This is a genomic window from Nocardioides renjunii, assembly GCF_034661175.1.
Classification (GTDB): domain Bacteria; phylum Actinomycetota; class Actinomycetes; order Propionibacteriales; family Nocardioidaceae; genus Nocardioides; species Nocardioides renjunii.
The window spans coordinates 112,362-126,501 of record NZ_CP141058.1 but is presented as its reverse complement, the minus strand read 5'-3'; the positions used below and the strand labels follow the sequence as shown (position 1 = coordinate 126,501).

The 14,140-nt window shown below is 73.9% G+C and carries 11 protein-coding genes; 3 read left to right on the top strand and 8 right to left on the bottom strand.

Annotated features, from left to right (window positions below; all coding sequences use genetic code 11):
• Nucleotides 1-7: 7 nt before the first annotated feature.
• The 6 genes from SHK17_RS00500 to SHK17_RS00475 all read right to left on the bottom strand — a co-directional run bounded on the left by SHK17_RS00500 (nt 8) and on the right by SHK17_RS00475 (nt 7,977).
• Nucleotides 8-1,198 (bottom strand): hypothetical protein, encoded by a 1,191-nt coding sequence (locus SHK17_RS00500; RefSeq protein WP_172268537.1) that lies wholly within the window; start codon nt 1,196-1,198, stop codon nt 8-10.
• Complete coding sequence (locus SHK17_RS00495; protein WP_322920723.1) at nt 1,195-2,412, bottom strand: hypothetical protein; 1,218 nt, start codon at nt 2,410-2,412, stop codon at nt 1,195-1,197. Before SHK17_RS00495 ends, SHK17_RS00500 begins: the two co-directional genes overlap by 4 nt.
• Nucleotides 2,409-3,494, bottom strand: a complete 1,086-nt coding sequence (locus SHK17_RS00490) for a hypothetical protein (protein WP_322920722.1) — start codon at nt 3,492-3,494, stop codon at nt 2,409-2,411. The genes SHK17_RS00495 and SHK17_RS00490 overlap by 4 nt, the downstream gene beginning before the upstream one ends.
• Nucleotides 3,495-3,575: 81 nt before the next feature.
• Nucleotides 3,576-4,508, bottom strand: coding sequence for a hydroxymethylglutaryl-CoA lyase (locus tag SHK17_RS00485; RefSeq protein ID WP_322920721.1), 933 nt, complete (start codon nt 4,506-4,508; stop codon nt 3,576-3,578).
• On the bottom strand, nt 4,505-6,409 hold the full coding sequence (locus SHK17_RS00480; protein WP_322920720.1) for an ATP-binding protein: 1,905 nt from the start codon (nt 6,407-6,409) through the stop codon (nt 4,505-4,507). The genes SHK17_RS00485 and SHK17_RS00480 overlap by 4 nt, the downstream gene beginning before the upstream one ends.
• Before the next feature lie 5 nt (nt 6,410-6,414).
• Nucleotides 6,415-7,977 (bottom strand): carboxyl transferase domain-containing protein, encoded by a 1,563-nt coding sequence (locus SHK17_RS00475; RefSeq protein WP_322922064.1) that lies wholly within the window; start codon nt 7,975-7,977, stop codon nt 6,415-6,417.
• A 139-nt stretch (nt 7,978-8,116) separates the two neighbouring features.
• Between SHK17_RS00475 and SHK17_RS00470 the strand changes: the two genes are divergently transcribed.
• Together SHK17_RS00470 and SHK17_RS00465 are read left to right on the top strand one after the other, a co-directional pair.
• A complete protein-coding gene (locus tag SHK17_RS00470; RefSeq protein WP_322920719.1) occupies nt 8,117-8,668 on the top strand; it encodes a TetR/AcrR family transcriptional regulator in 552 nt (183 codons plus the stop codon).
• Nucleotides 8,669-8,782: 114 nt separating this feature from the next.
• Complete coding sequence (locus SHK17_RS00465; RefSeq protein WP_322920718.1) at nt 8,783-9,298, top strand: ferritin; 516 nt, start codon at nt 8,783-8,785, stop codon at nt 9,296-9,298.
• A 126-nt stretch (nt 9,299-9,424) separates the two neighbouring features.
• On the opposite strand, the gene SHK17_RS00460 is transcribed toward SHK17_RS00465, so the two are convergent.
• The gene (locus tag SHK17_RS00460) at nt 9,425-10,147 is read right to left on the bottom strand and encodes an SWIM zinc finger family protein (protein WP_322920717.1); all 723 of its coding nucleotides are present in this window, start codon (nt 10,145-10,147) and stop codon (nt 9,425-9,427) included.
• Entirely contained in the window at nt 10,144-12,846 is a 2,703-nt protein-coding gene (locus SHK17_RS00455) for a DEAD/DEAH box helicase (protein ID WP_322920716.1), read from the bottom strand. Before SHK17_RS00455 ends, SHK17_RS00460 begins: the two co-directional genes overlap by 4 nt.
• An 87-nt stretch (nt 12,847-12,933) precedes the next feature.
• Between SHK17_RS00455 and SHK17_RS00450 the strand changes: the two genes are divergently transcribed.
• A complete protein-coding gene (locus tag SHK17_RS00450; protein WP_322920715.1) occupies nt 12,934-14,124 on the top strand; it encodes a dipeptidase in 1,191 nt (396 codons plus the stop codon).
• Nucleotides 14,125-14,140 lie beyond the last annotated feature (16 nt).

Genomic DNA, 14,140 nt, shown 5'->3' with positions numbered 1-14,140 from the left:
GCGCTCGCTACGTACGGCCCCGCATGCGCCGGTAGGCGTCGAGCGTCCCGCGGCCGGCCGGGGACTCCTCGAGGGTGGTGACGACCTTGCGGCGGACCCGGAAGGACGGCGTCATCCGGGCCCGGTCGCGCTCCTCGTGGGCCTCGCGGACCTCGGCGTGGAGGCGCTCCTCCACCGCGCGCAGCCGCGCGCCCTCGACCAGCAGGGCGCTGATGGCGTCGAGGGCGGGCCCCAGCAGCTCCTCGGCCGTCGCGGTGTCGGGGTCGGCGAACGTGCCGGGGTCGGGACCGGCGAGGTCGTCGAGCGAGCCCACGACGTCGTAGCCCCGCTCCGCCAGCACGGCCACCCACTCGCGCGAGAGCTGCTGGGCCCACGCGTGGTCGTCGGGCGAGAGACCCAGCCGCGCCGACGACATGCTGCGGGACAAGGTCTGGTGGGCGAGGAGCTCGCGCACCAGCGGGCGGTAGTCCGGCGGCGCGATGACCGAGGTGACCCGCTCGTTGATGCTGCGCAGCAGCGAGATCTCCGGCACGCCGAGGGACGGGTTCTCCCGCTCGGCGGTGAGGTCGAGCGGGAGGTCGTCGAGGCCGAAGGTGCGCGAGAAGCGGCGCCACAGCTCACCGCGGTCCGAGCCCGAGGGCGGCAGGGTGACCAGGTGCACCCGCTCCGGGGGGAGCGAGCCGCCCCAGCGTTCCAGGATGTCCGGGATCTCCTGCACTGCCCAGAACCACGACCCGATGCGGGACTCGCGGGCCGGGTCGCGGATGGTGCGGAGGAACTTGGCGTAGGTGATGTGGCTGCGGTGCTTGACGTTCTCCTGCCACTCGGCGGGGATCTGGCGGACCAGGTCGCGCACCGACAGGACGAGGTGGACCTCGGCGTCCCCCAGCGAGGCGAGCGCGCGCTCGACCTGCGTCGGGGTGGCCCGCGCGAAGATCTCGTGGCTGATGATCGAGGTGCCGTGCCACGCACGCACCTCGTCGGCGAGCCGGTCCCACGCGCCGACCGCCTCGGTCTCGATGCCGCCCCACGGCAGCGTCATCAGGTCCAGCGCGGCGAGGAAGTGCGCGTCGAAGCGGTCGGCGGGATAGAGGATGTCGTGCTCGCGCAGCACGGACTGGTTGCGGAACAGCACGTCCTGCAGGTAGGACGTGCCGGTCTTGGGGCAGCCCACGTGCAGCAGCACTCGCCTGCTCACCGCTCCACCTGCCTCTCTGCCGTGCCCTCTGCCGTGTCCTCTGCCGTGCCCTCTGCCTGGCTCGTCGCCTGTCGTGCGGCCCGCTCGCGCCACGTCGGGTCGACGACCATCCTGATCGCCAGGTCGAGGACCCGGTCGTCGTCGACGACGCCGCTCGGGGTGGCGGACGGCACCGCGCGGGGCGCGAGGTCGGCGAGGTCGCCGACGACAGGGTAGCCAGCGCGGGTCAGCCGGCGGGTCAGCCGGGCCGCGGACGACGCGACCCATGCGCGCTCACGATCGGGCAGGCCGACCGGTGCGGCGCCGGTGTCCGGGATCCGGCGCTGGAGGGTCCGCATGAGGGCGGGACGCTCGGCGACCGGCGCCCGCAGTCCCACCACGGAGGCCACCCGCCGTCCGAGCTCGGCCTGCTCGGCCCCCGGCACGCGGACCTGGGGCAGGTGGCGTACGCCGAGCTGGCGGGGCAGCTGCTCGAGGTCGGTGACGACCCGCACGTAGGGCCGGCGCCCGCCCCAGCGGTGCACGGAGTCGTCGAGGTCCACCCGCGGCGGGAGCTGGTCGCGCTCCCGCCAGTAGCGCAGCCAGTCGCCCCAGGGCCGGGAGCCGTGCTCGAAGCACCGTTGCGCCCAGGCGTGCGCCAGCATCACGTCGAGGGGGGCGCCGACCGCGACGACGAACGGTCGCGGCCCACCCTCCGGGCGGCCTCGCCCCACCAGGTGCTCACGGGCCGCCGTGGTGACCAGGGGGTCCCCGACCAGCCGGAACCTCCGCCGCCACGGCCGCGCCCACCGCGTGCGGACCGGGTCGGGACCGAGGGCCACCAGGTCGTCGGCGACCAGCACGCTCGCGACGCGGAGCAGCTCGTGCGCGCTGACCGTCGCGGGGTCGACCGGCTGCGCGCCGAACGAGGACACCGGGAGGCCGACGAGCGGGAGGTCCGCCTTGCCCCGGCCCGCCGCGGTCGTGGTGAGGACCCGGTCCGCGAGGCGGGCGCGGAAGGCGTCGTCACGCCGGGCCGGGACGCCCGATGCCACGGCGAGGTTGACGCGGCGCAGCAGCTCGAGCTGCTGGGCGCCCGGGAGCCGAGCCCCCTCCGGGCCGCCGCGGTCCGGGCCGGCCGCGTCCGCACGTCCGGGCCACGCCAGCCACGGCGTCGTACCGCCGGCGCGCAGGTGGGCGACCCAGCCGTGTGCGGGCGCGGTCGACGTGGTCAACGGTCGCGCAGCCGACGCGCGGTCTCGCGGAGCCGGCCGCCCACCGTGTCGGCGGAGGCGCGGTTGGCGGCCTCCTGCGTCATCACGGTGAGCGCGTCGAGCGCCGCGCCGAGCTCGAGCTTGGCGCGCACGCGATCGGGGTTGCGCCACTTCTCGTCCTCATCGGGACGGCGCGGGCGCAGGTCCTCGACGTCGCCGACCACGTCGACGCCGCTGCCCTTGATCCAGTCGATCCACACCTGGGCGCGCTCCTCGGCGAAGTCGTAGCGCTCGGGGGGCAGCCGCACCGGGATGGCCGTGCGGGAGACCAGCACCTCCTGCGCGAGGACCTCGCGGATGAGGTTGTCGTAGGCCGGCTCGCGCCACACGCCCAGCTCGAGGCGGCGGTTGAGCTTGCGCAGCAGGGAGGTCTCGGCGATGCCGAGGGAGCGGTTGTCGCGCTCGGAGTCGAGCGGCGCCCAGGCCGGGTCGATGCCGAAGGCCCGGCAGAAGCGCAGCCAGAGCTCGTCGCCGTTGGGGCCGCGGTCGTGGGGGACGGTGACGACGTGGAGGCGCTCGGGCGGCAGCTTGGCGCCCCACTGCGACAGCACCCGCGGCAGGTCCATGGCGTTGAAGAACCACGTCTGCCCGCGCTCGACCTTGGTGAGGAAGCGGCGGAAGGGCCACTTGCGGCCCTGCTTGATCGACTCCTGCCACGCCGCCGGCAGCTGGCGGCCCAGGTCGCGCGCGGAGTAGACGACGTGGACCTCGTTGCCGGCCAGGTCGTTCATCGCCTTCGCGATCTTGTCGGGCTTGGCGCCGGCCAGGATCTCGTGGCTGATCACCACGTTGCCGTCGGAGCGGTTGACCCGCTTCACCATCGCGTCCCACGAGCCCTTGGCGTGCCCGGGGGCGCCGCCCCAGTCCTGGTCGAGCAGGTCGAGCGCGGCGCGGAAGTGGAACATGTCGGACCGGCCGGCGCGCGGCGACGGGATGACGATGCCGTGCCGCGCGAGCGAGGCCGCGTTGAGCATCAGGCGGTCCTGCAGGTAGGTCGTGCCGGTCTTGGGGGCGCCGATGTGGAGGTGGACGACGCGGCTCATGGCGCTGATTGTGCCCGAGTCGGGGTCGTCCAGTGGGAACCGGTCGTCGACTGGCGCCTCGGGCGACCGTTCGCCACCGGACTACCCCGCGGACCCGAGGGCTCGTACGACGGCGCTGGGGCTGGGGCGACCCAGGCGGCCGGCCATCCACACGCTGGTGGCGACGACGGCGTCGAGGTCGACCCCGTGCTCGATCCCGAGCCCGGTGAGCATCCACACCAGGTCCTCGGTCGCGAGGTTGCCGGTGGCCGACTTGGCGTAGGGGCAGCCGCCGAGCCCGCCCGCGCTGGCGTCGAAGGTCGTGATGCCGGCCTGCAGCGCCGAGAACGTGTTGGCGAGCGCCTGGCCGTAGGTGTCGTGGAAGTGCATCGCCAACCGGTCAGTGCCGACGCCGGCGTCGGCGAAGGCGGCCACGAGGGCCCGCACGTGCCCGGCGGTCGCGACGCCGATCGTGTCACCGAGGCTGAGCTGGCTCGCGCCGAGGTCGAGCAGCCGCGTCCCGGCCGTGACGACCTGCTCGATCGGCACCGCGCCCTCCCAGGGGTCGCCGAAGCACATCGAGACGTAGGCCCGGACGTCCATCCCGGCCTCGCGGGCCCGCGCGACCGTCGGCTCGAACATCGCGAACTGCTCGTCGAAGGTGCGGTTGAGGTTCTTGGACGCGAAGGTCTCGGTGGCGCTGCCGAAGATCGCGATGTGCTCCAGCCCGAGCCCGAGGGCCCGGTCGAGGCCACGCTCGTTGGGCACGAGGACGGGGAGGTGCCGGCCCTCCTCGCCGAGGTCGGCCATCAGCTCGGCGGCGTCGGCGAGCTGCGGCACCCACCGCGGGTGGACGAACGAGGTGGCCTCGACGATCGGCAGCCCGGCGGCGACGAGGCGTCGTACGAACTCGGCCTTGACCTCGACCGGGACGACCGACTGCTCGTTCTGGAGGCCGTCGCGGGGGCCGACCTCGTAGATCGTGACCCGCTCGGGGAGCCCGTCGGCGCGCACGGTCATGGGGAGGTCGCTCATGCGTCCGCCTCGACCGTGAAGAGGACGGCGCCGAGCTTCACGAGGTCTCCGGCGGAGGCGCCGACCGTGGTCACGGTGCCGGCGAAGGGCGCCTTGAGCGCGAGCTCCATCTTCATCGCCTCCATCACCCCCAGCGTCTCACCCTCCGCCACGGCCTGGCCCTCGGCGACGCCCACCGCGAGGACGGTGCCGGGCATGGGCGCGAGCAGGGTGCCGTCCCCGGCCGCGGCGGCGTGGTCGCCGAACGGGTCGGGCCGCACCCACACCCAGCGCTGGCCCCGGTGCACGACCTCGACGACGTCGCGCTGCACGTTGAGCACGGCGCGCTCGGCGCGGCCGTCGACGAGCAGGTGGACGGTGTGGTCGGCCGCCGACACCAGGCGTACGTCGTGCTCGCGACCGGCGCGCGTCACCCGGTCGCGGTGCCGGTCGACCAGCACCGGCTCGTCGCCCAGGACGACCGTGTCGGGTGCGGGGTCGGCTCCCATCCGCCAGCCGTCGGCCTGCCACGGCCCCTGCTGCCCCATCGTGTCGAGCAGCACCTCGGTGAAGGCCGCGAACACCACGGCGAGCTCGTCGTCGGGCGCTGGGACCTCGTGCCGGTCGAGCCAGGCGGTGTCGATCGAGGCGTCGCGGAACTCGTCGGAGGCGGCGAGCGTGCGCAGGAAGCCGGTGTTGGTGGTGATGCCGAGGACGGCGGTGTCCTCGAGGGCGGCGACGAGGGTGGAGCGGGCGGCCTCGCGGTCGGCGCCCCAGGCGATCACCTTGCCGAGCATCGGGTCGTAGGAGGTGCTGACCTCCTGCTCGGGCTCGAGGGCGTGGTCGACGCGGACGCCCTCGCCGGACGCCCACCGCACGATCGACGTGCGCCCGGCCTGCGGCAGGAAGCCGTGGAAGGAGTCCTCGGCGTAGACGCGGGCCTCGACGGCGTGGCCGTCGAGGCTGATCTCGTCCTGCCCGAAGGGCAGCGGCTCGCCGGTCGCCACGAGCAGCTGGAGCTCGACGAGGTCCACCCGCTCGCCCGCCACCCTGACGACCTCCTCGGTGACCGGGTGCTCGACCTGGAGCCGGGTGTTCATCTCGAGGAAGTAGAACTCGCCGGTCGCGTCGTCGAGCAGGAACTCGACCGTGCCGGCGCCGGTGTAGCCGCACTGCGCAGCGAGCGCGACGGCCGAGGACGTGATGGCGGCCCGCTGCTCGTCGCTGATGGTCGGTGCGGGCGCCTCCTCCAGCACCTTCTGGTGGCGGCGCTGGGTCGAGCAGTCGCGCTCGAAGAAGTGAAGGACGTGTCCGTGGCCGTCGCCCATCACCTGCACCTCGATGTGGCGCCCGGACTCGACGTAGGTCTCCACCAAGATGGTGTCGTCGCCGAAGGACGAGCGGGCCTCGCGCTGCGCGGCGGCGAACGCCTCGTCGTAGTCGGCCGCCGACCGCACGATCCGCATGCCCTTGCCGCCACCGCCGGCCGCGGCCTTGACCAGGACGGGGTAGGTGAACGTCGCGGGGTCGTCCTCGAGCGCGTACGACGGCACGACCGGCACCCCGGCCGCGGTCGCGACCTCGCGGGCGGCGTCCTTGCGGCCCATCGCGTCCATCACGTCGGCGGACGGGCCGACCAGCGTGATGCCGGCCTCGGCGAGCGCGCGGGCGAACGGCGCCCGCTCGGAGAGGAAGCCGTAGCCGGGGTGGACGTAGCCGGCGCCGCTGTCCCGCGCCGCGGCGACGACCGCGTTGACGTCGAGGTAGGACCCCACCCGCACCGCGAGGTCGGCGGCCCGCACGTGCGGAGCGCCGGCGTCGAGGTCGGTGTGGATGGCGACGGTGCGCCACCCGAGGCGGCGCGCGGTGCGCATGACCCGCAGCGCGATCTCGCCGCGGTTGGCGATCAGGACGGTGTTCATGGTCCTCACATCCGGAAGATGCCGTAGCGGGGCTCGGGGATGGGCACGTACGACGTCGCCGCCAGCGCCATGCCCAGCACCCGGCGGGTGTCGGCGGGGTCGATGATCCCGTCGTCCCACAGCCGCGCGCTGGCGTAGTAGGGCGAGCCCTGGGTTTCGTACTGCTCGCGGATCGGGGCCTTGAAGGCCTCGACGGCCGCCTCGTCCTCGAGGTCGCCGCGGGTGTCGTTGCGGACGGTCGCCAGCACAGACGCGGCCTGCTCCCCGCCCATCACCGAGATGCGCGCGTTGGGCCACATCCACAGGAAGCGCGGGTCGTAGGCGCGCCCGCACATGCCGTAGTTGCCGGCTCCGAAGGAGCCGCCGATGACGACGGTGAACTTCGGGACGACGCTGCAGGCGACCGCGGTGACGAGCTTGGCGCCGTCGCGGGCGATGCCCTTGTTCTCGTACTCGCGCCCGACCATGAAGCCGGTGATGTTCTGGAGGAAGACCAGCGGGATCCCGCGCTGGTTGCACAGCTCGATGAAGTGCGCGCCCTTGAGGGCCGACTCGCTGAACAGGATGCCGTTGTTGGCGACGATGCCGACCTCGTAGCCGTGGATCCGGGCGAAGCCGCACACCAGCGTGTCGCCGTAGAGCTTCTTGAACTCGTGGAACCGGCTGCCGTCGACCACGCGCCGCACGACCTCGCGCACGTCGTACGGCGTGCGGGTGTCGGTCGGCACGACGTCGTAGAGCGACTCCGGCGGCTCGTGCGGCTCCTCGACGTCGGCGGCCGGCTCGCGGGCCGGGCGGACGGCGGGCAGGGTGTCGACGATCGAGCGGACGATGGCGAGCGCGTGGGCGTCGTCCTCGGCGAGGTGGTCGACCACCCCGGACGTCCGGGCGTGCACGTCGCCGCCGCCGAGGTCCTCGGCCGTCACGACCTCGCCGGTGGCAGCCTTCACCAGCGGCGGGCCGCCGAGGAAGATCGTGCCCTGGTTGCGCACGATGACCGTCTCGTCCGACATCGCCGGCACGTAGGCGCCGCCGGCCGTGCACGAGCCCATGACGCTGGCGATCTGGGGGATCCCCTGCGCGGACAGGTTCGCCTGGTTGAAGAAGATCCGGCCGAAGTGCTCGCGGTCGGGGAACACCTCGTCCTGCATGGGCAGGAAGGCCCCGCCGGAGTCGACGAGGTAGATGCAGGGCAGGTGGTTCTCCGCGGCGATGGTCTGGGCGCGCAGGTGCTTCTTGACCGTCATCGGGTAGTAGGTGCCGCCCTTGACGGTGGCGTCGTTGGCGACCACGACGCACTCCCGGCCGGACACGCGGCCGATCCCAGCGACCACGCCGGCGGACGGGACGGCGTGGTCCTCGGCCTCGCCGCCCGCTCCGGCGCCGTACATGCCGTACGCCGCCAGCGGCGCCAGCTCGAGGAACGGGCTGCCGGGGTCGAGCAGCCGGTCGACCCGGTCGCGGGCCAGCAGCTTGCCGCGGTCGGTGTGCTTGCGGCGGGCGCTCTCCGAGCCGCCGAGGCGGACCCGCGCGAGCCGGGCACGCAGGTCGTCGACGAGCTCACGCATCGTGGCGGGGACCGGTGGAGGGGCCGGGGTGGCGCTCAGGGGCTCGGACACCCGGTCAGGTTAGCGATCGTTAACCTCACGCGTCCACCCCGGCGTCCTACGTCGCCCCTCCCGGTTAGCAGCCACTAACCTCGCCTCCGTGACCCCCCGTCGCCAGCAGATCCTCGACATCGCGGCCGAGCTCTTCGCCGCGCGCGGGTTCCACGGCGTCTCGGTCGCCGAGCTCGGCTCGGCCTGCGGGATCTCGGGGCCCGCGCTCTACAAGCACTTCGAGTCCAAGGACGCGATGCTCGCCGAGATGCTGGTCCGCATCAGCGAGACGCTGCTCACCGAGGGGCGGGCGCGGGTGGCCAAGGCCGACGGGGCCCGCGAGGCGCTCGTCGCGCTCGTCGAGTGGCACATCGAGTTCGCGCTCGATCACCGCGCCCTCATCGTCGTCCACAACCGCGACTGGAGCAGCCTGCCCGACGAGGCGCGCGAGCGCGTGCGCGCGCTGCAGCGGGCCTACGTCGACGTGTGGGCCACCGAGGTACGCCGCTTCGACGGCGACCTCAGCCCGGAGGCTTCGCGCACCCGGGCCCACGTGCTGTTCGGGCTGCTCAACTCCACGCCGCACAGCGGCCGGTTGCCCGACCCGCAGATGCACGACGTGCTGCGCGACATGGCCCACGGCGCGCTCGGGCTCGGCTGAGCCGGTCCCTCCCGGCATCCCGTCCGGGCGCCCCGTGCGGCGTCTCGTCCGGCGTCTCGTCCGGCGTCCCGTGAGGTGGCGAATGGGGCCCAGCACGCCCGATAGGGTGAGGTCATGAAGCTCAGCGAGAACCTCGAGCACGCCTTCAACGCCCAGATCACGCTGGAGTTCCAGGCGTCGCTGGTCTACCGCCAGCTCGCGATCGAGCTCGATCTGATGGACCTGTCCGGCATCGCGCGGTGGTTCCGCGCGCAGGCCGACGAGGAGATCCTGCACGCGCACAAGTTCATCGACCACGTCTCCGACCGCGACAACCACCCGCGCATCGGTGCCGTCCAGGCCCCGGTCGCCGAGGTCGGGAGCGTGCTCGACGCCTTCGAGGCGGCGTTCGCCCACGAGCAGAAGGTCTCGGAGTCGATCCGCAGCCTCTACCGCCAGGCCGAGGCCGAGGGCGACCTCGACTCCCGCCCGCTGCTCAACTGGTTCCTCGAGGAGCAGATCGAGGAGGAGGCGACGGTCAGCGAGATCGTCGGCCGGGTCAAGATGATCAACGAGGACGGCCCGGGCCTGCTCCGCCTCGACGAGGAGCTCGGCGCCCGGCTGCCCGTCGCGCCGGCCGAGCCGCGCTGACGCCGCGGGGCTCGTTTGTTGCCGTACGACCCCCCGTGGTGGCGGCACATCGCACCGCGGGGCCCCTCCAGCGTGCGATCCGCCGCCACCCCGCGCCGTACGCCCCCCGCTGAGCCGGAGCCCGCGTCACCAGGCGTCGAACGGGTGCTCCAGCTGGAGCAGCCGAGCGGCCCGCACCGCCGCGTCCTCGGCCACGACGAGGTCGTCGAGCTGGTCCGGCCCTCCGGCTGGCTCCGTCGCGTCCGCGCCGCCCGGACCGCCGTCGTCGCCCACGGCCACGTGTGGCGTCGTGATCCGGTGCAGGTCGCGCAGCACCCGCTCACGTGAGAGCCCGCGCAGGTGGGTCAGCACGAACGGATCCGCCTGGATGAGCCAGGCCAGCTGCGTCAGCACCGCGAGCGCGTGGGGGCACGGGTCCAGCCAGGCGTCGCAGGCGCACGCCGAACCCAGCTCGCCGCCGTAGGGCAGCAGCTCGACCCCCGCCTCCTCCACCGCCTCGACCAGGGAGTGCGGCAGCTGGCCGGTCATCAGGGCCCCGATGCGGCCGGACTCCGCCGCCACCAGCTCGGTGAACGCCGCCGCGTCGGACTCGTCGAGCACCGGGACGGTCACCTCGACGGTCCACGCGTCCTGGCCGTCGGTGACCGCGGCGACCGCCCCGCCCTCGGCGACGGTGATGGAGCCGACCGAGCCGGCGCGAGCCAGCGCGCGCCCCTTCCGCAGGTCCTGGGCGCTGAAGGCCGCCTCCTCGACGGCACGCAGCACCGCCTTGCTCCACCAGGTGCCGGCCCCGGCGCCGCGGCGCGCGGCCAGCCGGGGGTAGGTCGTGCCGCTGGCCGGGGTGGTCACCGGCGCAGCTCCACGAGCTCGCGCAGCTCGGCGTCGGACAGCTCCGTGAGCGCGGTCTCGCCACCGGCCAGCACCGAGTCGGCCAGCGAGCGCTTGCGTGCCAGCAGCTCGGCGATCTTCTCCTCGATGGTGCCCTGCGTGATGAAGCGGTGCACCTGCACCGGCTTGGTCTGCCCGATGCGGTAGGCCCGGTCGGTGGCCTGGTCCTCGACGGCCGGGTTCCACCAGCGGTCGAGGTGGATGACGTGGTCGGCGCGGGTGAGGTTGAGGCCCGTGCCGCCCGCCTTCAGCGACAGCAGGAAGACCGGCGTGCCCCCGGCCTGGAACCTTGCCACCATCGCGTCGCGCTCGCGCACCGGCGTGCCGCCGTGGAGCAGCTGGTGGGGCACGCCGGCCGCGGCGAGGTGGCGCTCGAGCAACCGGGCCATCGCGACGTACTGGGTGAAGACGAGCACGGCCCCGTCCTCGGCGATCACGGTGCCGACCAGCTCGTCCAGGAGCTCGATCTTCTCCGAGCGGCCGCGCATCTTGGGGTTGGGCTGGCGCAAGAAGTGGGCCGGGTGGTTGCAGATCTGCTTGAGGCCGGTCAGCAGCTTGAGCACGAGGCCGCGGCGGGTCTCCTCGTCGGCCTCCTCGATGCGGCGCATCGACTCGCGCACGAGCGTCTCGTAGAGGACGACCTGCTCGCGGGTGAGCCCGAGCAGGTGGTCGGTCTCGGTCTTGGGCGGCAGCTCGGGGGCGACGCCGGGGTCGGACTTGCGCCGCCGCAGCAGGAAGGGACCGATGAGGTCGGCGAACTGGCGCGCCTTGGTGGGCTCGAGGCCCGACTCGATCGGCCCCGCCCACACCTTGCGGAAGGCGTTGCGGCTGCCCAGCAGCCCCGGGATCGCCCAGTCGAGGATCGACCACAGCTCGGTGAGGTCGTTCTCGACCGGCGTGCCGGTCAGGGCGACCCGCGCGGTGCTCGGGATGGTGCGCAGCGCGCGGGCGGCGGCGGACCGCGAGTTCTTGACGTGCTGTGCCTCGTCGGCGACGACGAGGTCCCACGGCACCTCCGCCAGCAGCTCGGCGTCGTTGCGCATCGTGCCGTACGTCGTCAGGACGAAACCGCCGCTGACGCCGTCGAGGTCGCGCGCGCTGCCGTGGTGGCGGCGTACGGCGACCCCGGGCGCGAAGCGGCGGATCTCGGCCTCCCAGTTGCCGAGCAGCGACGCCGGGCAGACCACGAGCGTCGGGGCGCCACCGCCCTCCCCCGCCCGGTGGAGGTGCAGCGCGATGAGGGTGATCGTCTTGCCGAGCCCCATGTCGTCGGCCAGGCAGGCACCGAGCCCGAGCGAGGTGAGCTCGGCCAGCCAGGACAGCCCACGGCGCTGGTAGTCGCGGAGCTCGGCGTCCAGCGCGGCCGGGACGGCCACGAGGTCGCCGGTCACCGCCTCCCGGACCCGGTCGCGGACCTCGAGCAGGCTCGCGCCGACCACGGCCTCGTAGGGAGCGTCCTCGATGTCGACGACGCCGGTGAGGGTGGCGGCGAGGGCCTGCACGGGCGTCACCGTGCGGATCAGCCGCTTGCGGGCGCGCTTGATGACCGCCGAGTCGACCGCGACCCAGTTGTCGCGGAGCTTGATGATCGGGCTGGTCGTGCGCGCCAGCTCGTCCATCTCGTCGGCGGTGAGCTCCTCGCCGTGGAGGGAGAGCTGCCACTCGAACCCGAAGAGCGCCTGCGGTCCGAAGAGCCCGTCCTGCAGCGGCTCCTCGCGTCGGCCGGCGGCCTTCTGGTGCCCGAGCTCGACGCGCTGGGTCACCTCGCGGTCGAGGTACTTCGGCCACATCACCGGGTGGCCCGCCTCGGTCAGCGCAGCGGCGCCGCCGTCGAGGAGGGAGAGGATCTCGTCGGAGTCGAGGGTGATCTCGTCGGGGATGCGGAGGTCGAGCAGCCGGTCGAGCACCGACCACGCGTCGGCCGCCGAGCGCAACGCGATCGCGGCGTGGGTGCGGGCCCGCTCGCCGAACCCGTGGGCGGCGTCGGGGCCGGCGTCGGCCCACAGCTCGGAGGCGTCGGCGACGTGGGCGGCGTTGTCGACCGCGTGCACCTGCATCACCAGCCGCACGGCGCCGGCGACCAGCTCCTCCTCGTCGGCCTCGATGCGGAAGGAGATCGAGACGAGGTGGGGTCGGTCGTCGCGGCCGCGCGCCCGGATGCGGGCGATGCGCTGCTGGAGCCGGTCGCTGAAGTCGTCGGGGCTCGACGGCGGCGGGGTGCGCACGGTCGCGGCCGGGGCCCGGTGCCGCGACCGGCCGGGAGTCGTGCGGGGCATCGTGTCGACCACGGCGTCGAGGAGCCCGCGCACCATGCCCTCGGCGGTCGCCTCGTCGAAGCCGTCGGAGGCCCGGGCCCGGGCGAGCTCGCCGATGCGGCGCTCGTCGGCGGTGTCGAGCCCGGCGACCTGCCAGTGCCGGCCCTCCGGGTCCGGTGCGAAGCGGCCGGACGCGACGAGCTGCAGGCCCATCAGCGCGGCGCCGGCCAGCAGCGCGACCGAGGGGTGGATGTCGGCCCGGTCGCGGACCTTGCCCAGCACCGGCAGCGCACCGCGGATCGGCATGACGATCGTGCGGCGGTCGTCGGTGAACTCGACCGACCCCTCGCGGGGCGGCTCGCCCACCAGCAGCCTGGCGGGGCCGGTGACCGGGACGACACTCATCCGGTGTTCCTCATGCAGGCACCTCTCGCAGGACGGTCAGCAGGCTAACGCCCCGGACCGACAGGGAGTTCCCGCTACGGTCGGCCCATGGACGTCTCGGGCCTGCTGGCCGCCCACCCGGTCATCGACGGGCACAACGACCTCCTCTGGGCGGCGCGCGAGGCGACGGCGTACGACTTCACCCGCCTCGACGTCGGCGCCGGCGGCACCCCCACCCACACCGACCTCCCGCGGATGCGCGCCGGTGGCGTCGGCGCGCAGTTCTGGTCGGCGTACGTCCCCTGCCGGCTCACCGGCGACGCGGCCGTCAGCGCCACGCTCGAGCAGGTCGACGCCGCCCGCCTCCTCACCAGCACGTACGCCGACCAGCTCGCGTGGGCGACGACCGCCGACGAGGTCGAGCAGGCGTGGGCGACGGACCGGATCGCCTCCCTGGTCGGCGTCGAGGGCGGGCACTCGATCGCCTCCTCGCTCGGCACCCTGCGGGCGCTGCACACGCTCGGCGTGCGCTACCTGACGCTCACCCACAACGCCAACACGCCGTGGGCCGACTCGGCCACCGACGCCCCGGTCGCCGGAGGCCTGACCGCCTTCGGCCGCGAGGTCGTGCGGGAGATGAACCGGATCGGGATCATGGTCGACCTCTCCCACGTCTCGGCCGACACGATGCGCGCGGCGCTGGAGGTGGCGGAGGCGCCGGTCGTGTTCAGCCACAGCTCGGCGCGTGCGGTCACCGACAGCCCGCGCAACGTCCCCGACGACGTGCTCGAGGCGATGGCCCGCGGCGGCGGCGTGTGCATGGTGACCTTCGTGCCGCGGTTCGTGAACGCCGCCTGCGCGGACGCCCACCGGGAGCTCGTCGCGGCGGCGGCGGCCGAGGGGATCCCGGAGTCCGACGGCACCCGGTTCACCGCCTTCGAGGACGGGTGGGCCCTCGAGCACCCGCGGCCGACGGCCACGCTCGCCGACGTCGTGGCGCACTGCGAGCACGTGCGCGAGGTGGCCGGCATCGACCACGTCGGCCTCGGCGGCGACTACGACGGGTGCGATGAGCTGCCGGTCGGCCTGGAGGACGTCTCCACCTACCCCGCGCTGCTGTCCGGGCTCGCCGACCGCGGCTGGTCGGAGGGCGACCTGGCCCGGCTGACGTGCCGCAACACGCTGCGGGTGATGCGCGAGGTCGAGGACCGCGCCGACGACCTCCAGGAGCGCCGCGGACCCAGCCTCGCCCGCATCGAGGACCTCGACGGGACCCCCGCCACGCCCACCCAGGGGTGATGCAGGCCACCGCGAA